This is a genomic window from Mangrovibacter sp. MFB070 (assembly GCF_000705335.1).
Lineage (GTDB): Bacteria > Pseudomonadota > Gammaproteobacteria > Enterobacterales > Enterobacteriaceae > Mangrovibacter > Mangrovibacter plantisponsor.
Map to the genome: position 1 here is coordinate 261,036 of NZ_JJMI01000025.1, position 21,511 is coordinate 282,546.

At 49.1% G+C, this 21,511-nt stretch carries 15 protein-coding genes; 9 read left to right on the forward strand and 6 right to left on the reverse strand.

Translation table 11 applies throughout. From position 1 onward, the window contains the following. The first annotated feature begins 101 nt into the window (after positions 1–101). Positions 102–2,189 (forward strand): formate hydrogenlyase transcriptional activator FlhA, encoded by a 2,088-nt coding sequence (flhA, locus tag DT73_RS13400; protein WP_036109707.1) that lies wholly within the window; start codon positions 102–104, stop codon positions 2,187–2,189. Positions 2,190–2,258: 69 nt separating this feature from the next. On the opposite strand, the gene DT73_RS13405 is transcribed toward flhA, so the two are convergent. From DT73_RS13405 to DT73_RS13420, 4 genes are all read right to left on the reverse strand, one after another. After that, complete coding sequence (locus tag DT73_RS13405; RefSeq protein WP_036109710.1) at positions 2,259–2,738, reverse strand: FidL-like protein; 480 nt, start codon at positions 2,736–2,738, stop codon at positions 2,259–2,261. Continuing rightward, positions 2,738–3,547, reverse strand: coding sequence for a winged helix-turn-helix domain-containing protein (locus DT73_RS13410; RefSeq protein ID WP_036109713.1), 810 nt, complete (start codon positions 3,545–3,547; stop codon positions 2,738–2,740). The genes DT73_RS13405 and DT73_RS13410 overlap by 1 nt, the downstream gene beginning before the upstream one ends. A 268-nt stretch (positions 3,548–3,815) precedes the next feature. Continuing rightward, on the reverse strand, positions 3,816–4,481 hold the full coding sequence (locus DT73_RS13415; protein ID WP_036109717.1) for a response regulator transcription factor: 666 nt from the start codon (positions 4,479–4,481) through the stop codon (positions 3,816–3,818). Positions 4,482–5,453: 972 nt separating this feature from the next. Further along, positions 5,454–7,508, reverse strand: coding sequence for a bifunctional diguanylate cyclase/phosphodiesterase (locus DT73_RS13420; protein ID WP_036109719.1), 2,055 nt, complete (start codon positions 7,506–7,508; stop codon positions 5,454–5,456). 514 nt (positions 7,509–8,022) lie between these two features. Between DT73_RS13420 and DT73_RS13430 the strand changes: the two genes are divergently transcribed. The 3 genes from DT73_RS13430 to DT73_RS25145 all read left to right on the forward strand — a co-directional run bounded on the left by DT73_RS13430 (position 8,023) and on the right by DT73_RS25145 (position 12,118). Beyond that, complete coding sequence (locus tag DT73_RS13430; RefSeq protein WP_036109725.1) at positions 8,023–9,174, forward strand: mandelate racemase/muconate lactonizing enzyme family protein; 1,152 nt, start codon at positions 8,023–8,025, stop codon at positions 9,172–9,174. Continuing rightward, the gene (locus DT73_RS13435) at positions 9,167–10,447 is read left to right on the forward strand and encodes an MFS transporter (protein WP_036109730.1); all 1,281 of its coding nucleotides are present in this window, start codon (positions 9,167–9,169) and stop codon (positions 10,445–10,447) included. The genes DT73_RS13430 and DT73_RS13435 overlap by 8 nt, the downstream gene beginning before the upstream one ends. A gap of 801 nt (positions 10,448–11,248) precedes the next feature. Next, positions 11,249–12,118, forward strand: coding sequence for a transcriptional regulator (locus DT73_RS25145; RefSeq protein ID WP_051691376.1), 870 nt, complete (start codon positions 11,249–11,251; stop codon positions 12,116–12,118). 142 nt (positions 12,119–12,260) lie between these two features. Here DT73_RS25145 and DT73_RS13445 read toward each other — a convergent pair whose 3' ends face one another. Together DT73_RS13445 and DT73_RS13450 are read right to left on the reverse strand one after the other, a co-directional pair. After that, a complete protein-coding gene (locus tag DT73_RS13445; protein ID WP_036109732.1) occupies positions 12,261–13,859 on the reverse strand; it encodes an APC family permease in 1,599 nt (532 codons plus the stop codon). A gap of 454 nt (positions 13,860–14,313) precedes the next feature. Then, positions 14,314–15,606 carry a citrate synthase gene (locus DT73_RS13450; RefSeq protein ID WP_036109734.1) on the reverse strand — a complete coding sequence of 431 codons (1,293 nt, stop codon included), beginning with the start codon at positions 15,604–15,606 and terminating at the stop codon, positions 14,314–14,316. Between the two features lie 457 nt (positions 15,607–16,063). On the opposite strand from DT73_RS13450, the gene DT73_RS13455 reads away from it, so the two are divergent. From DT73_RS13455 to DT73_RS13475, 5 genes are all read left to right on the forward strand, one after another. Beyond that, positions 16,064–16,735: an EAL domain-containing protein gene (locus DT73_RS13455; RefSeq protein WP_051691377.1), complete on the forward strand. Its 672-nt coding sequence runs from the start codon at positions 16,064–16,066 to the stop codon at positions 16,733–16,735. Between the two features lie 308 nt (positions 16,736–17,043). Then, complete coding sequence (locus DT73_RS13460) at positions 17,044–17,529, forward strand: spore coat protein U domain-containing protein (RefSeq protein WP_036109738.1); 486 nt, start codon at positions 17,044–17,046, stop codon at positions 17,527–17,529. A 3-nt stretch (positions 17,530–17,532) separates the two neighbouring features. Beyond that, on the forward strand, positions 17,533–18,300 hold the full coding sequence (locus DT73_RS13465; protein WP_072006961.1) for a molecular chaperone: 768 nt from the start codon (positions 17,533–17,535) through the stop codon (positions 18,298–18,300). Between the two features lie 10 nt (positions 18,301–18,310). After that, positions 18,311–20,536, forward strand: a complete 2,226-nt coding sequence (locus DT73_RS13470; RefSeq protein ID WP_036110722.1) for a fimbria/pilus outer membrane usher protein — start codon at positions 18,311–18,313, stop codon at positions 20,534–20,536. After that, positions 20,527–21,498, forward strand: coding sequence for a spore coat U domain-containing protein (locus tag DT73_RS13475; protein ID WP_036109741.1), 972 nt, complete (start codon positions 20,527–20,529; stop codon positions 21,496–21,498). The genes DT73_RS13470 and DT73_RS13475 overlap by 10 nt, the downstream gene beginning before the upstream one ends. Positions 21,499–21,511 lie beyond the last annotated feature (13 nt).

Sequence of the window (21,511 nt, forward strand, 5' to 3'; positions counted from 1 at the left end):
TTTTTGGCGTTTCTTTTTTGCCATTCGATAAGATGTACTAAAGTCACATATCAAAATAATAACAAGGTGCGCCATAAGGCGCGCCTGACTGGATGGGCACTATGTCATATACACCGATGAGCGATCTCGGGCAGCAGGGTCTGTTCGATATCACCCGGACTTTATTGCAACAGGCTGATTTGTGTGCGCTTTCTGAAGCACTCACCCAACTGGTTCGCCAGGCCGGGCTGGCAGACCAGGCGAATATTCTGCTCTGGCAGCCCCATCACCAGCGAGCCAGTTTTTATGGCACCGACGGCAAAGGCTCGCAACTGGAATACGAAGACGAAACTGCACTGGCAAACGGCCCACTGCGCCGGATATTGTCACGCCCGGAAGCACTGCACTGCCAATACGAAGAATTTAAAGACACCTGGCCACAACTGGCACAAATGCCGTTATATCGCTCTTTTGGGCACTATGGGTTGTTACCCCTGGCTGCTGAAGGCCGTATTTTCGGAGCCTGTGAATTTATTCGCCAGAACCCGCAAAACTGGAGCGAGAAAGAGTTTGCCCGCCTGCAAATCTTTACCCAGGTGGCAGGTGTGGCTGCGGAACAAATTCAGCATCGCCTGACTTCCAGTTACGAATACCAGATATTGTGCCGGGAACGGGACGACTTCCGCATACTGGTTGCCATCACCAATGCCGTCTTATCAAAACTGCATCTCGATGAACTGGTCAGTGAAGCAGCAAAAGAGATCCATCACTACTTTAATATTGACTCTATCAGTGTGGTGTTGCGTAACTCGCGCAAGAACAAGGTCAGCATCTGGTCTACTCATTACGTGGACAAAGCGGCTCCGGTACATGATCAGAGTGAAGTGGATGAAGCCGGCACCTTATCTGAACGGGTGTTTAAAAGCCGCGAAATGCTGCTGGTTAACCTGAACCAGCGCGATGAACACGCGCCTTATGAACGCATGTTATTTGAAATGTGGGGCAACCAGATCCAGACACTGTGCCTGTTACCACTGATGTTCGGGCAAAATATTGTTGGTGTACTGAAGCTGGCGCAGTGTGAAGAGAAAGTATTTACCGCCAGTAATATCAAGCTATTACGCCAGATTGCTGAGCGTATTGCTATTGCGGTAGATAATGCGCTGGCTTACCAGGAAATTCACCGGCTGAAAGAAAAACTGGTGGATGAAAACCTGGCGCTGACTGAACAAATTAATAATGTGTCCAGTGAGTTTGGTGAAATTATTGGCCGCAGTGACGTGATGTCATCGGTTATGAAACAGGTGGAAATGGTCGCACAAAGCGACAGTACCGTGCTTATCCTTGGGGAAACCGGTACCGGCAAGGAACTGATTGCCCGCGCCATCCATAACCTGAGTGGGCGCAATAACCGGCGCATGGTAAAAATCAACTGCGCGGCCATGCCCGCTGGTTTACTGGAAAGTGACCTGTTCGGCCATGAACGTGGCGCATTTACCGGTGCCAGCACCCAGCGTATTGGTCGCTTCGAACTGGCAGATAAAAGCTCGCTTTTTTTAGACGAAGTGGGCGATATGCCCCTGGAGTTGCAGCCTAAATTATTGCGCGTGTTGCAAGAAAAAGAGTTTGAACGCCTGGGAAGCAATAAAGTTATCAACGCCGATGTCAGGCTGATAGCCGCCACCAACCGGGATTTGAAACAGATGGTTGATAACCGGGAGTTTCGCAGCGACCTCTACTACCGGCTGAATGTTTTCCCCATCCAGTTACCTCCCCTGCGTGAACGCCGTGAAGATATCCCGTTACTGGTAAAAGCCTTCACCTTCAAGATAGCACGCCGCATGGGCCGCAGTATTGACAGCATTCCGGCGGAAACACTGCGCACCCTGAGCCGTATGGACTGGCCGGGTAATGTCCGTGAACTGGAAAATGTGATTGAACGTGCAGTATTGCTGACCCGCGGCAGTGTGTTGCAACTCTCTTTGCCTGAACAGGTGACGCTGAATGACCGGGCCAGTTTTGAACTGCCGGAAGATACAGATACGCCATTACAGGGTGAAGACGAAAGCCAGCAAATTTTGCGCGTTCTGAAAGAAACTAATGGGGTGGTTGCCGGGCCACGGGGCGCTGCGCAACGCCTGGGTATTAAACGCACCACGTTGCTTTCCCGAATGAAACGGCTGGGGATAACCAAAGAGATGATTGAGTAAAACGCGCGTACTTCACGGCCACCGGGCTCTGTTAGCCGGTGGCATCCAGCCCGTTGCACCAAGTCTGCGTTATTTCGCCTGATGCATGCACAGCGCAATTGGCGATACAACATTGCCAATAATCAGTGTTTGTGAATTCACCGGGTTAATATACAACACCATTGAATTGCCAAGGCTCAGGCGCTTAAAGACCATTGGGAACACATTCTCAGGCAGGTCATCATGCCCCATGCGTTCCATGCTGGTCACTTTCAAACGGTACTGGTTCAGTACAATATTGTCGTAGTCGAACACTGCCATGCGGGACAATGAATACAGCTGATTCTGGTAGCGGACATTACCCGACAACAGAAACTGCCCGGTATTTTTCCCGGAAGCATGAAAGGTAATTGTGCCATCATAAGCAAGCGGCACAGCGGACGATGCGTCTTCATAATGCAGGCTGGCTTCGCAATTCAGTAGCACCGGGTCTGCAGTACTGGTGATTTTGACCACCGCCAGCCCACACATTGCCACCACTAACACACCCGCCAGAATCCGCGACACCATTACGGTTTCCTCCAGTTATATTTATAGGTACTGTCGCAATAAAGCAGGCTGTTCTGCTCTTGTTCCGCTGAGCATGTAGCAACAAAGACTCGCCCTTCCCTGCCCAAATAAACCTGCTTTTGAATCTGGAAATAAACCACAGCAGGTTCACTCAGGCATTTTTCTTTTAACTCCGGAGCCGCCAGATTAAGGATATTCAGCGCACTTTTTTTCATCTCCGGAGATAACTTCTGCCAGGAGTTCAACTGGCATAAGCCCAGTTTCCCTTGAGAATAAACTTTGCTGTACAGTGGTGAGACATGAACTTCCCGATAACTTTTTACTGCCAGGGTACTCACCAGCAAAATAGCCGCAATCAGGATCAAATTAACGGCCATAGGAATAAACGACGAGCGCACAGAACGAAGAGGAGTGGTTACGCCAGGCAGCGCTTCAGGTATGGTATCAGGCTCTTCCTCTGGGGTTTCAACCCAGGGGACAACCGGAATAGCGGAATTAAAGTAGAACCCGACACGCGGCACAGAAACAATAATGTCATCATCATCTACCCATACAGACAGTGTCTTGCGCAAAATACTGATGTACTGATTAAGGGAGCTGTTTGACCCGGTATGCCCCTGAGACTCCCAGACTTTATCGAGAATGTCTTCGCGTTTAAAAACCTCACCCGGGGCAGACAGTAATAAAGCAAGAATACGATTAGCGGTTGGCGTCAGCGTTTTTGCTTCATCCTTATGCGGTGCGTCTTGCACCAGCAGGACGCCATTTTCCGTGTCATAGATGACGGTATTAGCGATAAGATAATTCATATGGGATTAGGTTAAGGCCGCCTTTAGTTTCCGTGTGCTTCCTGTCACCAGGATTGGCAAAGCATAGCATAGTTCTGCCACTATGCTGTTGTACAACTATGCTGTCGTACAACCATGCTGTCGTACAATCATGCGGTTAAACTGCCCTGTATACATACAACGGGTTTACACCGCTACAGATTTACACCACATCGTGGTATTCAAATGTGGTGCCAAAACAACTCAAACCAGGCACAGGTTTAAGCAGACCTTTTCCTTTAGTACACCACTAATGTGCATACTGAAATGCAGCAGCCTCCTGGCCGGAAACCCGTTGCCAGGCAACAGTGGTACGCACTTTGGTTTTCGGTTCGTGCAATTCCAGTTCAACTTTATGCAACATATTAAGAAAATACAACGTGATATAAAAATCGCTGTTCTTTGTGCAATGGATTTTATTCATGATGTTGCGCTTCTTATTTGAAACAGACTTCACATTATTACCAGTAACCCGGGCAATTTGTTTTGCGCGCATGCAAGAAAAATAGTCATTAATAAAAGCCAGTTCACAAGGAGTAAACAGTGGTTTCTGCGGGCTTAGCTCATCTGCCAGATTCAGGCCAATCGTTTCTCTGTGCATATCTTTGAGCTGTACTGCCAAATCATTACGTAACTCAGTAATATTATTATCAACACAAATAAATTTATTTAATTTCTCTGGAGAAAATTCACTAACAATATTATAAAAATAACCTGAACAGAAAATCAGATCCCAGGCTGCAAGATCCAGCTTTTGGAAACGCTGTAATTCCAGAAAAGGAGTGGCATCAACCACGACAACCATTCTGAGGTGACCAATATTTAACTGACTCTTTCTGACAACATCCTCCACCACATTTTTTATAGCCAGTGTAATAAAATAGTTTTCACCATCAATATGAATTTGATTGCTCATAATAGACCCTATTAAGCCTTAGTCTTGTTAATAACACAGACAATAAACGGGCTTCAGTCATGCACACTATTCAGGATTCAGGAACCAGGCTTTGCGCTCTGAAGCGTTTACTTTTACTTTTTCTTCCCACACACCAGCAGAAGAAACACGTGATATCAGTGAGGAATATAAAACCACTCATATGACTCAATGTAAAATTAAACACCTTTAAATTACTATTTTTAATTGTTTAAAACCATTTAATAACAAAAACCAAGAATAAAACGCTAAAAAAACTTAAGGCAAACGAATCAAAAAATAGAAAATCCCGAAAAAAAACGGGCAAAAAAAATCTTAAAAGAACTATTTATGTGATGCATGTAGCATTTTTAATGCATTTTAATGTTTCAATTTAACAAGATAATAACCAAAAACATTAAATACAAAACATTTTGTAAACATTGTGAACATTTGGGATTTTTCACGGTGTTGATACGGCTTATTGCATTTTCGCAATCATCAACAGGAATGTGGGTTGGCAGGCTATTAATTTCTACAATTACCTCAGGAAACCCACTATTTTACCAGGCTATGAATAAAGGCCAGCCTGCAAGGTGCGGCCAGGCCGGCAGAGATAAACAGGAATAACAAAAGTGGCAGAATAGCAAACCAGAAATAGCTATTACACTACCCAGAATTTTGCTCACAGGCATTAATTCATTTTTATTTAATACCCATTGTATGCTGAATAAAACAGACTGGCTAAATTTTATACTCACGGTAAATGGCAGAACGACCACTCTTCACGGGTTTCAGGTATGCCAACAACATGATATCTCCTGTACGATGTTATCTTGCGTATATACAGGGCTTCAGAAATAGCTGCCGAGTGCGTATTAAGCTCCCTGCCTTGCCACCCTAAATACCGGGTGGTTGAGTTCCAGGAACCAGGATACTAACGCCAGAAACCACAGGGTAAGATACCTGGTGTAATTACCGCTCCCGTAACAGAGGCATAACAGACTGAGCAGGCAGCGGTTTCCCTAATAAATACCCCTGCAGTACATCACACCCCAGACCGGTAAAAAAGTCCTTTTGGGCCTTAGTCTCTACGCCTTCTGCCACTACGTTGAGTTTCAGAGAGCGGGCAAGTTCAATTATCAAAGCAACAATTGCCGTGTTTTGCGAGCCGGGATCTGTATCTTTAATGAACGCGCGATCAATTTTCAGCTCACTGGCTGGCAGGGCTTTCAGGTAGAGCAAATTCGCATAGCCAGTCCCGAAATCATCAATGGATATTTTCACGCCACGCGCCTTCAATTGCGCAAGGCGGGAAGCGCTTTCTTGCGGGTTATTTATGGCAGAGGTTTCTGTTATCTCAAGTGTCAGCACATCCGGTGGCAGTTGGTATTTTTCGAGGCAAGTGAGTACTTGCGCTACCAGCTCAGGCTGTGCCAGTTGCAGAGCAGATAAATTCACCGCCACCGACCAGTGAGTGGCACCTTCACTACGCCATTGTGCTAACTGCCGGCAGGCTTCATCCAGCACCCAGTTCCCTACAGCAATAATCAAACCAAACTTCTCTGCGCAAGGCAGAAAACTGTCTGGAGACAGCAAGCCTTTTTCCGGGTGTTGCCAACGAATTAAGGCTTCAAAACCAATAATGGCACCAGTGGGAGCGCAAAATTTAGGCTGGTAATAAAGGCAAAACTCCTGATTTCTGAGTGCCTGATGCAATGCCGAAATCAACTGGTTTTCCTGGATTTGCCGGTCTCCCATCCCGTGCTGGTAAAAATGAAAATTATTGCGCCCATGTTGCTTGGTGTAATACATGGCAGTGTCGGCGTTAAACATTAACTCACGCACATCGCGCCCGTCTTCCGGGTAAAGAGCGATACCCACGCTCAAACTCACCCGGGCAGATTGCTGCGCTAAACTATAAGGAGCCAGCACACTCGCCACCAACTCTTTGGCGAGCGCCGCCGCTTCAATTGCACGTGTCACTGGCATGAATAAAACAAACTCATCGCCACCCAGGCGGGCAAGAATGCCGCGGTCCATCAGCACGCGCTTCATTCGCGCCACTACATCCACCAGCAAGAGATCTCCGGCCTGGTGGCCTAACCGGTCGTTGACCTGTTTAAAATCATCCAGATCAAGGAACATCAGGGCAAAGCGTTGGTTTTCACTACGGGCTTGTGCCAGTGCGACAGCCAGTTGTTGTTCCAGCCAGCCCCGGTTAGGTAGCCCGGTTAACCAGTCGTAATGCGCACGCTCTTCCAGCTCCGCATTCGCACGGGCTAATGAATTCACCAGTTCACTGGTTTTATTGTGCAGGCGCGCATCCAGCACTGAAGTCAGCAGAGCAATCCCCAGAATTGTCAGGCTCACAAGAGTAACCAGCAGAGCCATCCAGTTACTGTTCAGCCCATGGACGCCATGGGCGTGCCCAGGAAAATGGGCAGCCATCATTCCGGTATAGTGCATCCCGGCAATACCAACACCCATAACACAGGCGGCAGCGACCCGATACGCATGAACAGCCCGGCGGCGCAGGCGCAAATGGAAAGTTAAATACAGAGCACAACCTGCCGCGATAAAAGCAACCATAACCGAGGCCGCGACCCAGACCGGGTCCCAAATGATGGCAGGTGAGATCTCAACAGCCATCATGCCGGTATAGTGCATTGCAACAATGCCACTTCCCATCGTGATACTGCCACTGATTAACCGGCGCAACGGCAACACAGCGTGGCACACCAGGTGCAAAGCAAAGAGCGATGCCGCAATGCCCATAAGTAAAGAAAGGAGTGTCAGTGGCAAGTTGTAGGCCAGCTGGACTGGCATAACCATCGCCAGCATGCCAATAAAATGCATGGCCCAGACACCAATCCCCATTGCTGTTCCACCGCTAACCAGCCACCAACGGGTAGCCCGGGTTTTTACTTCCATGACTCTGCCCGCCATATCCAGAGCAGTATAAGAAGCAACAACAGCAACCAGGAAAGAAATAGCCACAAGAACAGGATTATAGTGGGCAACCATCATACAAACATCTCAGATAAACACAGTCCAGGGCTCATATAATCCGGGTAAACACACCAGAGTAAAAACAGCGCACCGCCGGACCGGGAATACGTGCTTGTCTATGGCCAGAAATTAGCACCGCTATTGTGGCGAAAAGCCTCATAGCGAATCAACAAAAATAATGCCTGACAAAACCATATTTATTATCCGGGTTTCATTGCGTTAATTCACACAATTACTCCAACTAACCATAATGCATTAAAAACCCACCAACAGATAAGAAACATCCGATATACAAAATAAACATCAAAACGCCCCCACCAGCCATATGGATATTTTTACCGTCATTTTTCCGGCAATACCCGACATCACTCACCTTCTGTGAGCATGCCCACAGGTTACCAGGCAAATGCCTGAACCCGGCGAAGATAAAAGAAAACATATCAACCAGATGCACAAGACGGTCTGCCAGAACAGGGGCATAGAATAAGTATGTTCTTTATTGCTTCTTTATTTACCCTATTGGGGGACAACGATGAGAATAGAAAAAATAACCCTCTCGCGTATTGCTATTCCTTTTGATTCAGGCCGGGAAAAATATGCGGATGCGCATCAGGACTATAATGCAGCCTCGCCAGCATTAAGTAAGATGGAGTCGTTGCTGGTGTGTATTGAAACCGACGATGGCTTAACTGGCTGGGGAGAAGCCTTCGGGCATTTAATTAATCCTGTCACTTTCTGTGCATTAGAGCAGTCTGTTGGGCCTTTTTTCCTTGGTAAAACACTGGAAGATAAGGCAGGCCTTGACGCACTGATGACTGAAGCAGATTACGCCTTCCATGGTTTTGGTCGGACAGGCCCGGTACGTTATGCGTTATCAGCCATCGATATTGCGCTGTGGGATTTGCTTGCCCGCAAAGCCCAACAACCACTGTGGCGTTATCTTGGCGGCCAGCGCCAGGCAATTCAGGTTTACCCAAGCCTGGTCAGTTATGGCAACGACCCGGCCCGGGTTGCAGAAAAAGCCCGGGAAGTCTGGCAACAAGGCTATAACGCAATCAAACTCCATGAGACATCCTTTCCGGCAATAGCCGCCGCGCGCCAGGCTCTGCCAGATGATGTCGCGTTAATGGTCGATGTTAACTGCCCATGGTCCGTGGAAGAAGCCAGCCAGCAGGCAGACGCGTTGCGCGAACTGAATCTGACCTGGCTTGAAGAGCCGGTCTGGCCACCGGATGACTACGCAGGCCTGGCAGAGGTTCGCCGCCGGGGTGTTCCACTTTCTGCCGGTGAAAATGCTGCAGGTGACGCAGATTTTGAGCGGCTGGTGAGCACCGGCGCCGTTGATATTCTCCAGCCGAGCGTATGCAAAGTGGGCGGGATTAGTGGCATGTTAAGGGTTTTCGCCCTGGCTCAGGAGCACCAGACCACGGTTGTCCCTCACTGCTTTTATTATGGTGCCGGGCTGCTGGCAACAGCGCATCTGATAAGTCTTCTGCCAGACAATGTCCGCCTTGAAGTGCCCTGGGTTCAGTGGACACCATTGCTGTACCCCTTCCTTAATATCCAACCTGAGATGACGTTACCGGGCTCACCCGGACTGGGATTTGAACCAAACCCGGAAGTTCTGGCGAATTACACTATCGCCAGTGCAACCTGCATTTTCAATGGAGGTTCCCATGTTTAAAAACCGTTATCGCGTTGTCATAGCGCTGCTGCTGTTTTTCGCAGGGATGCTCAACTATCTCGACAGAGCCGCATTGTCTGTTATGGCACCATTGATTAAGCACGACCTGAGTATGGACGACGCCCATATGGGTATTCTGTTCAGCTGTTTCTTTGTTGGGTACTGTGTGTTTTGCTTTATAGGTGGTTGGGGCGCTGACCGCCTGGGCCCACGAAAAGTCTATGCATGGGCAGCCGGGATCTGGTCACTGTTTTGTGGTGCCACCGCGCTGGTAAGTGGTTTCTTTCACCTGCTTATAGTCCGGGTACTGTTCGGGATTGGCGAAGGGCCGATGGGCACCACCACCAATAAATCTATTGCGAACTGGTTCCCCAAAGCAGAAGTGGGCCGGGCCGTTGGCTTTACTAACGCAGGCCAGCCTTTAGGTGCAGCGATTGCAGCACCCATTGTGGGTTTTGTTGGCCTGTGGTACGGGTGGCGTATCTCATTTGTAGTTATTGCCTGTCTGGGTTTTGTCTGGCTTGGCGCCTGGTTATTGCTGTTCCGTGATAAACCAGAAATGCACCCTTCGGTCAGTAAAGAAGAAGCACAGTTTATTGCGGAGAACCGCCCGGCAACCAGCGTTCAGAGTAGCAATGATACGCAGCAGCATACCTTCTGGCACTACATCCTTTCCCCATCGGTGCTGGGCGTGGCGGCTGCCTTTTTCTGCTTTAACTATATCCAGTATTTCTTCCTCTCCTGGCTGCCCAGTTATTTAACTGACTTCCAGCATCTGGATATCAAAAGCATGAGTATTATTGGTATCCTGCCCTGGTTAGGCGCCACTCTGGGCTTTATTGGCGGAGGTACAGTGTGCGATGCTATCTTCCGCAAAACCAATAACTTCCTGTTTTCCCGCAAAGCAGTCATCTTTATGGGGCTGGGCATTGCTGCCGTAAGTGTACTGGCTGCCGCCTGGGCACAAAGCCTGTCTGTCGCCGTCAGTTGCATCACACTGGCAACAATTTTCGCTTATATGACACCACAGGCGTGCTGGTCATTACTGCAGGATATCGTGCCAGCGGAACGCATTGGCACCACGGGTGGGTTTGTTCACCTGCTGGCTAACCTGGCCGGGATCATGTCACCCGTTGTCACCGGCTTTTTGATTCAGTACGGTGGGGGTTACCATGCTGCATTTGTGCTGGCAAGTTGCCTTGCGTTAGTGGGTATGGTGGCTCTGTTTGCGTTAGTCAGGAATAAAAATAAGTTAGCTTATTCACTAAACTGATAGCCATTATATAAATACAGGGATTCACACTGGGTGGAGTCAGGCTCATACTGGCCCACCCATTAAACTGGTTATATTTCATCGCATAAGCATTTTACCGTGATGTAACTCTCATTTATCCCTGCAGAAATTACACTTCTCTGGCGTATAAACTGCGGCCCATCACATAAATAAGGCCAAAAATATCATCTAATTTCGCTATTGCCGTCGAACTATAACGGTATACTCTGTCACATAAGGCGTAATTGTACGTCTGGTTATCTTCCTTTTATTTTACATAGCAAGCAGGCTGGCTTATTTGTGCAGGGAAACCTGCCCATGGTATTCGGCATCATACTCATGTAATGCATTGATAAGATGAAATTTGCATTAGAATAAGCCAGCTATTTCTTTCTCTCTGTTTATTTTACCTGCCCGGTTCCTGGCAACACTGCCTCAATCCCCCAACATCAGACAATGTTAAACACTGCTTACTATTTATGGTTATTAGTGTTTGTTAGTTACTCGCTTTATTTCATCAATCACACATTAATTATAAGAATTTTCACGTTATAAATGGCATGACATGGCATTATAAAAAACTACAATAACTGCCGTAATTTCAATGTAATGATTAGTAGAGCAATTAATTTAACATGGCAAAACCGGCAGGCCAGTAGCAACACCTGGCAGAAAAATGCTTCTCCGCATTCATCATTTTCACTCATCAAAATGGAACCTGGCAACCAGTGAGTATGCCGTGATGTGTAAGAGCAAAAGGCAACTGCGATAACTGAATTATTTCATCGAAAAGGATAGCTGATGATTTATCTGATTGACAAAATGCTGTATTTCCGCCCGGATGATGGTGCAATCTGGTGGAGCACCCCCAATGAAAGTAAAACCGTTCTGACTACCACAGCCAGCCGCCTGCTATGGCTTCTGCTCGAACGCCAGGGTGAATTATTAATGCGCGACGACATTATTTACCATGTCTGGGCGCGCCATGGTCTGGAAGGCTCGAACAACAGTCTGAACCAGTATATTTCAACTATTCGCCGGTCACTGAGCGCATTTGGCCTGGAAGGGGAAACCATCAAAACAGTGCCACGCATGGGGTTTATGTTTTCCCGGGAGATTAGTGTCACTCGCCTGCCACCCGCACCACCGCCATCCAGTAAGGACGATTTCCAGGCTTTGATTAAGGCGCAGGAGCCGCTACAGCCCCCGGCACACCCTTCTCAGCAACACGCCACAAAATCACCCGTTGATTCCCACAAAAAGCTTGCGTGGTTTCAACACAAACGTGCAATTTATACCACTGCGCTGCCACTGCTGGTTCTGTTCATCGTAGGGTGCATGGCTACCTTCATCTATTTGACCAATTCCTCTCCTCCTGCCAGTGCCAAACGTATTGGTGTTATTGGCCAGTGCGAACTCTACAGCCTGCCACCACACCCTAATAAGGAACACCCCAATACCATTACCCTCGCAAGCCAGTTGGTTGCATTCAGTGAACTCCCTTGTCGTGAATCCGGTGTATTTTTCTTTCAGGCCGACTCCAGCGTATTTGAGAAATCTACCGGGCGTTTTTACGTTGCCTCCTGCGAAAAAGAGAGAGACACACTGCAGTCCTGCGTAAATTTTATGTCTCATGATGCCAAAAATGTACTGAGCACAACGGTGCAATAAACGCAGGTGTCAGGGCCGCACAATACTTCTGAAGGGCAGATAATTCAGGCCTGAAAGCAATAAAAAACCCGCCAGGGAATTATTCCCCTGGCGGGATAACGAACCGCAGCCTTTGAATGGTTCAGGCTATCAATTTAGTGAATTACTGAGCATAACCTTCCTGGTTAATGTGCTCTGTCACCAGCGTTTCATCTTCTTCTTCAGTAATTTCTGGGACAGCCAGGCTCGCGCCGACACCCCAGTAGTAGCACACCAGGCTGATAACAGCTGACAGGATCATATCCCATGGCGAGCTGATTAACCCGGTGCCGCCAAAAGTGCCAAGCCCGGAAATAACCATCATGGCAATGTAATAGACCAGTAACCACCATGCGCAACCTACATCGCGCTGATGATGCTGCCCTTTCTTCGCAAACAGTGCATACAAAACCCAGGCAACAATCAAAATAGGTAGCAGAATGATGTTAACCGACCAGCCACTCCAGTAAACCAGCATAGTACTGGCGACAAAGGCCAGTGGGCTTAACAGGTTAAACAGCGGCAGGCGGAAAGGACGGTGTAAATGAGGCAAATGGCGGCGGAAAGCCCCGGCAGAAATCGGACCTGGCAGATAAGTAAAGACCGTTGCGGAAGTCACCGCGCCAATCAATCCACCCCAGACCTGGAATTCAGAAGGCAAAGTCCATGCAATAGCCAGCACCAGCGACAACCATAAGGCACCGCGCGGCACACCCGATTTTTCGTCTACTTTGCCAAACACTTTAAATAAGTGGCCATTACGCGCCCAGGCAAATAATACGCGGCTTGCCCCGGCAAGGTAGATATTCCCCGTGCCAGCAGGAGAGATAACTGCATCCACAAGGATGAGGTTAATCAGCCAGGTAATGCCAAGGCTGCGAGCCAGATCGGCATAAGGCGATTGCAGAACCTGTTTCAGCCCATCCCAACCATGTGCACTCAACGCTTCAGATGGCACCGCACCCAGAAACGCATATTGCAGCAGCAAATAAATAACAAAACTTAAGCCAATTGCGATCATGATAGACAGCGGAACATCGCGTTGCGGGTTCTTCGCTTCACTGGCGAAATCCACCGCCTGGCGGAAACCCAGGTATGCAAAAACAATCCCTGCTCCGGTCAGTGAGGAGAAAATGCCGTGTGTACCACCGGGAGGTGGCGGTGGCACATCCAGGTTGGCGCCATGGAAATACATGAACAATGTGACAATTGTCAGCAATGGCACAATAAATTTGAAAGCAGTAACAATGGTATTAACCCGGCCAAAGACTTTCACGCTCCAGTAGTTCAGCAAGAAAAAGACGACCAACAAGCCAATCTGGACTGCAAAACCTGCCGCAGTCGGGCTGCCATCTGTATGACCCAGCGCAGGCCACCAGTAAACGGCATACTGGCGTACCGCTTCAACTTCAACCCCTGCTGTACTGGTATAAGCAAGCAATGAACTCACACCAATGACAAAACCAACCACATTTCCGTGTGAGTAGTTAGGGTAACGAACAAATCCCCCGGCGCGCGGTAATGCTGCTGATAACTCAGCAAAAACCAGGCCGATTAATAATACGATTATGGCCCCCAGGATCCATGCCCAGCCTGTCTGTGCGCCGGCATATCCCGCACTGGTGAGTGCAGCATAGAGCCACCCAGAGCCAATCATTGACCCTATCCCCAGCAGAGTGAGATCGACTAATCCCAGCCCCTTTTTTAGTCCATGTTTCACCATCTGACCTACCCCTTATTTTCAGTTCCGGCACTCACTGGCCCGGCTATCTGCACGCTTTGTTGATGTGATGTGTTGTGTAACAGGGTTAGAACAGCAGGTTGCATGCCAGCCCGGGTATCGAGGGGTAAATAAATGTGTCTTTTTATAATTGAAGTATCTCTGGGTAACAGAACGATGAAATTTGCAAACCAGCGCCGCTAATTCAGCCAGGATAAAACACCAGGAGTCCTGGTTAACAGCAGAATTTTTGCTGGCGGCAGGCAATACGCACCAACAGAGTGCATGCATAAAAACAGTGCAAAGCGGGTTGGAATTAAAGTTGGGGCTGCGTGAGGTAAGCGGAGTTGAGCCTGGTTAATCACAACCTGGTTTACACCTTTAAAGCGGTATCCCCACTTTAAAGGTGCCTTAGATCATGGTGCTTGCTGCCTGTTGCTATGCCCGTTCAGGCAAATTAACGCTGGCGGCGGGAGACGAAATCTCGCTGTGCCGGGCCGGTGTATAACTGGCGCGGGCGGTAAATCTGTAAAGGTTCATCCACGGTTTCGTGCATCTCATTCCAGTGCGCCACCCAACCCAGGGTGCGCCCCACTGCAGTTACAACCGTAAACATGGTTGATGGCAGTCCCATCGCTTTAAGAATCACCGCAGTATAAAAGTCTGCGCTTGGGAACAACTTATTCTTAATAAAGTAGCTGTCATTAAGGGCGATATCTTCCAGGGCCATGGCGACCTGTAACAGACTGTCTTCCATACCCTGCTCTTTAAGCACCTTATGGCAGGTTTCACGTAAAATCGCCGCTCGCGGATCTGAATGCGTATAACGCGAGTTACCAAAACCCAGGCGCCGGAATACCGAAGGTTGCGCCATAGCACGCTGAATAAATGCCGGTATTTCATCGATCTCGCGGATCTCTTCCAGCATGCTCATGCAGGCTTCATTGGCGCCACCATGTTGTGGCCCCCATAAAGAAGCCAGGCCGGCAGCAATACAGGCGAAAGGATTAGCACCAGACGACCCGGCGGTGCGCACAGTCGTGGTAGAAGCACACTGGCCGTGGTCAGCATGGAGGATTAAAATCTGGTTCATTGCCTGCTCAAGCACCGGGTTCACCACATAAGGTTCTGCCTGCACGCCAAACAGCATATGCAAGAAGTTACCGGCATAAGAGAGGGAGTTACGCGGATAATTGGCCGGTTGCTCAATGCTGTACTTGTAGCTCATGGCTGCAAGCGTTGGCATTTTCGAAATCAGGCGCACTTCAGCCAGCCGGCGATGCTCCGGGTTTGAGACATCAACCACTTCATGGTAGAAAGCCGCCAGCGCCCCCACTAATGCACACATTAACGCCATTGGGTGGGAATCACGACGGAAGCCACTGCACATTCTGGCCATTTGTTCGTGTACCAGTGTATGGCGGGTAATGGTATGGCTGAACGCCTGATATTCCTCTTCTGTTGGCGCATCGCCATACAACAGGATGTAGCTCAACTCCAGGAAATCACACTGCATCGCCAACTGGTCAACGGGGTAACCGCGATGCAGCAGTATGCTTTGTTCGGTATCAATATAACTAATCGCAGATTTACACCCGGCAGTATTACTGAAACCGGGGTCGTAGCTACACAGCCCTTGTTGCCCTAACGGGCGCAGATCCACAGCTGACTGCCCAAGGGTACCGGGTAGCACATCCAGCCCCACCGACGAATTATCGTCTGAGAAAAGGGTAAGTTGTTGTGTCATGATGTTTATCTCTTCCTGCCTGTCAAAGTATCAATAATGAGCGATGCGGCCCTGTATCAGCACCTGACCCCACCAGGGCAATATTAAATATCACCTGTATTGGGTTCTTTGATATCAACTCGTCAAACATCACATTGCCCGGTATAGCGCTGCGTCCATTGCTATATCTGCTCAGCGGGTACTGGCGAGAATGCGTCAACACCTGATTAGTCGCACTGTCTGAGCCACACTACCACTTTCAGGTAGCCCTGCGCAAAAGCGATTCCGGGAACCAGATGTGATCCTCGCTGTATTTTATGCGCTATAAGCCTTCAAATAATCAGAGTTAAAAGTTTAATTAAATAAAAAATTTAGATAAAAAAACCAAAAACTTAGTTAATCTATTTATAAATACCATGCAAAACAGAATTTGCTCACAATCTGCTGCTCTTATTTATATCAGCAGGGACAGGCAGCAACGATGCTCACAGGTTACAAGTTCGAATCTATTCGCCGCCTTAACAATCAGGGGATCATTGCCTGGGAGATGCTGTCAACACTGCGCCCTAATATTGATGCAGAAGTGTATTTCTCCTCCCTTCCCCAGGAAAAACGCATATCACTTTTTGCAAACCAGGTAAATTACGCACTTTATACGCCATGTGCTCAGTGTTATTACATTAATGCCGATTCAGAAGTTTTCCTGTCATCAACAATGGCAGAAGTCATCGCTGGTCATAATTTTTGCCAGCCAAAATTCGCACTCGAACTCACAGACCTGTGCAATATAATGCAACTCTCATCAGTGCAAATCAGGAAATTACGCCAGCGCATCACCCAATTACAGGCAATGAATATTCAGGTATGGGCTGATGACATTACGCCCGGTTTGATTCATTTCCTGCTCAAGGAAAAATTCTATTTTTATGGGGTAAAAATAGATAAATATGTATTTTGGGAACTACGCGGGCACCAAAACCACCTCAATGACCTGGTCAGAACATGCCAAAAGCTGTGCGCTAAGGTATTGATTGAAGGCATAGAAAACTATCACGATTTTTTGTCAGCACAACTCAGCGTGGCTGATTATGGCCAGGGTTACATGTGGAAACCAGTTGCGCATTCATTTAACTTGCGAACCCCTGGCGAATAAATTAAGAAAAATACACAACTCGTTGGTTTTTATTCCTACAGAGTCAAGTGCGGCAACCTCACCCGAACCGTTTATGGAACTAAATAAACCGCAGTAATTTTTATTTTCATTTCATTTACAACACCAGGAATACACCATAATTCTTATCTTTTTATATTATTTTCAAAATTCAAATATTATTTTATATACCACTTGAATATTCGCATCCTGAACGGGCGGCGATGGCTCCCCGGTAAGTCCGGCCAGGTTCCAGAAGCACTCACCAGGGATAATCAAAACCAGTTTTGCTTAAATAAGAACATATTGATATGAAGGTTAAAAATATTGCTTACGCCTGTGCACTGGCTGTAATTTCTTTTGCCAGCCAGGCAGATGATAATACCAGCATGCATGTTACGCTGGAAGTAATGAAATCCTGCTCTCTTTCTGCCAGTGATATGGATTTTTCCCGGCACAGCTCTGCTGATACCAGCGAGATAACGGCCAGCAGCGAACTCAATATTACCTGCACCAAAGGCACCCCCTGGAAGCTCACTGCAGATTCTGCAGACCAGGCAAGCGGCACATTCTACCTGCACCCATCAAGTGGTATGACAGATGCCGCGAACATTGCCTACAAACTCTACAGTGACGCCAGTAAGTCAGAACAAATCACCAGTACTGACGGTCTGGAAAGTACCGGCACCGGTACCACACAAAACCAGACGCTGTATGGCGTAATTGAGGCCAACGCACTGACAAGCGCAGTCGCAGGCCAGTACGACGACGATGTAAACCTGTACTTAACCTATTAACCAATGAAAACCAGGACGTTCGTTCTCATTATCTGGCTGTTTCTTATGCTGGCGCTGGCACACTATGCGCTTGCCGCCACCTTACAGGTTGCGCCGGTGAATATTGGCATGACAACTGAACAGCAAGCCACAGCAGTGTGGCTCACCAACACGGGCAGCCAGCAAGAAGGTGCGCAAATTCGCCTGTACCAATGGCATCAGGTGAATGGGAAAGACGTTCTTGAGCCAGCAACAACACTGGTCAGCAGCCCGGCGATAACCTCGCTGGGCGCTGGTCAAAAACAACTTATCCGGTTGATTGCACTTAAGCCTTTTGCCTCAGATCAAGAGCACAGTTTTCGGCTCATTATTGATGAACTGCCCGGTGAACAAGCGAACAGAGATGCCCACCATGCCATCCATTTTTTGCTGCGCTATTCCATCCCGGTGTTTATCGCCAGCCACTCACTGCCCCAAAACGACATCAGTAAAACAGCCACCTGCCAGTGGGATTCTGCCCGCCAGCAACTGGTGTTACACAACCAGGGTATGCGCCATATAAAACTCAGTGACCTGCAAGTCTTAAACCAGCAGGGCCGCTTGCTGCACCATGATGATGGCTTAGTCGGTTATCTGTTACCCGGCTCCTGGCGGGCTCTTTCACTGCCTGCATTGTCATTGAATCAGGCCATCACGTTGAAACTGACACTCAATGAAGTGCCTTATGAATGCCCGCTTAACCATACTGTTGCTACTTTTAACAGGGTTACAGCCGCAACTCACCTGCGCTGAAACAACGCTTGTGGGAAGTCATGTCCAATGGTTGTCCGTCACGATTAATCAGACTCAGTCACCAGGATTATTTACCGTGCAAGTGGCTGGCACGGAAATATGGCTTAAACAGCAGGATTTACACACCCTGGGCATTAGCGCTGTCAGGGGTAAATTACCGCAGGGGGAATGGGTTAAATTAAGTGATATCCCGGGTATTTCAGCCAGGTATGATGCTCTTAACCAGCAATTATCCCTGTCTGCCAGTATGACGGCATTATCCCGGCGCCAGTACCTGGCCTGGCAACCCCAGGTTTCACAGCCTGACACGCCCGCTACAAATACGCTGCTGGGTAACCTGACTTTGGGGTACAGCCTGAATGCCACTCATGCGACTGGCTACCAATATGCCAGTGCGCAAACCAGCCTGGCATCATCGGGGTGGCTTCCCGGTACAATGTCCAGCAGCTTTAACAGCCGCGTGGCCGAAAACCCACAAGATACGCAGGCCAGTACTACCCGGCTTATGACCGCCTGGCAATTTGATGACAGCCAGCACCAAATCTCCCTGGTGCTGGGCGATGCCATTACTTCCGGTGTTACCTGGAGCCGCCAGGTGCGTTTTGGTGGTATTCATCTTGCCCGCAACTTTCAACTGGCCCCCCAACTAAATACGTCACCCCGTGCCGAATACAGCAGTACCGCAGTGCTGCCATCAACCGTGGATTTATATATCGACGGACTGAAACAGAGCAGCCAGCAAGTTGTGCCAGGCCAGTATATTCTCGCCACACAACCCACTTTCACGGGCAATGGCCAGGCCGACATTGTAATTACCGATATCAATGGCCAGCGCAAAGTGGTCTCCCTGGATTTATACGGGGCACCGCAAATGCTGGCCGCAGGGTTGAGCAGTGGTACGCTGGATGTGGGCTGGATGCGGCAAAATTATAGCCTTAACTCTAATGATTATTCTCCGTACCCCATGCTGGATGCCGGCTGGCGCTATGGTGCCAATAACACTCTGACTTTAGCACTGCACACCGAACAACAACGCACAGTCCATAATGCCGGAGTGGGTGCTTACTGGCTGCCATCACCCTGGGTTGGCGTGTTAAGCGCCCATGTTGCTGTCAGCCATTCCTCTGCAGCACCTGGAAAGCAATGGGGTGTTGGCTGGCAATGGAATGGCCAGGGATACGCGTTCTCTGCCAGTACCACACTGCGCGACAATACGTTTGCCGATATTGCCAGCGCCAGTGGTGTTGTGGCTGCCCGGCGCAGTGATGCAGCCTGGGCAAGCACTCAGTTAGGGCCGCTGGGGCAACTCGGCGTGGGCTGGGTACGCCAGTACGCCACAGGAAGCAATGAACAATACCTGAACGCCTCATGGTCCAAAACCTTTGCCCACGGGGTGAATACCAACATAACCTGGACGCGGGATATTGCCGGCAGAGATTCGCAAATCAACCTCACACTGGCGATTCCATTTGGTTTTCATGACCAGCTCTCTGCCCAGAGCACTGGCAGCAGCCAGCAGTGGCGCTATCGCCACCAGGCCGATAATGACCAGGGCGGCTGGTCCTGGGATGCCGGGCAATCCAATGGCAGCCAAAAATATCACTATGCCGATGTTGGCAACCTTAACCGCTACGGTGAATGGCACCTCGGTATCAACAAAACACAGACAGAAACCAGTGGCTGGTTAACAGGCGAAGGCAGCCTGACCTTGCTCCGTGGGCACATCTACCCCATGCGCCAAAGCCACCAGGGGGTTGCGCTGGTGTCCAGTAACAGTATTCCATCGGTTCCTGTCTACCAGGAGAACCGCCTGGTTGGCAAGACAGACGATAAGGGATGGTTATTGCTAACAGAGCTGCCGGGATACCACACCAGCAAGATAACCATCGACCCGCTTAATCTGCCCGCCTCCGTTATGACACCAGTAACTGAACGCTATGTTTCACCTGGAACCGGGCAGGTCGTGCTGGTTGATTTTGATATGAAAGAAGCGCTTTCCGTTATGGCACGCCTGGTGAATACCCACGGCGACCCGTTACCCATGGGAAGCCAGGTTCGGCTCAGGGGTAACAGTACCACCAAAAGTGTGGCTCGCGATGGCATGATTTGGCTCGAGAACCCGACACTCCCTGCAGAACTGGAAGTAACCACTAGCCAACACTTGTGCCATGCCCGCCTGCCCGCCAGGCTTGCCGGGCAGTCTTATCTGCAATTAGGGAATATTCTATGTCAGTGATGGCTCACATACTGAAAGTGGCTTGCCTGTGTGCTTGCCTGATATGCCCGGCAAAAACCATGGCCGCCAGTTGCTGGATAACCCATGGTGCCAGTATTGCTTTTGGCACCATCGCAACAGACAGCGTTAACCAAACGCAAACCAGTGTGGGCTACGCATGCCAGGCAGATTATGGCGCAACCCAGTACTTTGCCGTCTGCCTGTCCAGCCAGGAAGAACCACCGTTCATCATGACCTCTAACGGAGATGAACAGGGCCACACGTATTCATTGCAATTTAATCTGTACAACGCCAGCGACACCTCGCAAATGCTGGCATCTTCAGCAAGTGGTAACCTGATACAGCAGGTGTTTTCAGCCGGAAACAACCAGCAAACAAGCGGTACTTTTCCGTTAACTGCCCGCATGCCATCTGGCCAGAGCCCGGTGCCAGCCAGAAGTTACTTTAACTATGCACTGGGAATAAAAATCACCTGGAACACCAGTACCCAACAAAGCACATTAACGCCTTGCCAGAACGGCATCAGTAGCGGCAGTGCCACTGACAGCTCCAGTAATGCGAATGCCACCATTTCTACTGGCTGCTTTATTGAAAGTGTCAGTACGCTCGACTTCGGTACTGTCAGCGCTGACAGCATCCGTTCCGGTATACGATCCACCGCCACATTACGTACCCACTGCCCCCCGGGAACCCAGTTTTCGATAGGCCTTGATAACGGAACCCATGCCAATAGCGCCACCAGGCAATTGTGCAGCGCCAGCGGCGACTGCCTGGCTTATTCACTCTGGCAAGACAGCGCAGCCACATCCCCCTGGGGAAACAATCGTGGGGAAAATACGCTGGAAACAACCAACAGCAATGGGAACGTCCAGGATTACACCATTTATGGCGTTGTTCCCGCGCAGTCCCCCCCTGCAGCAGCGACTTACACCGATGATGTAGTCGTCACGCTCAGTTATTAAGCGGCATCCATAA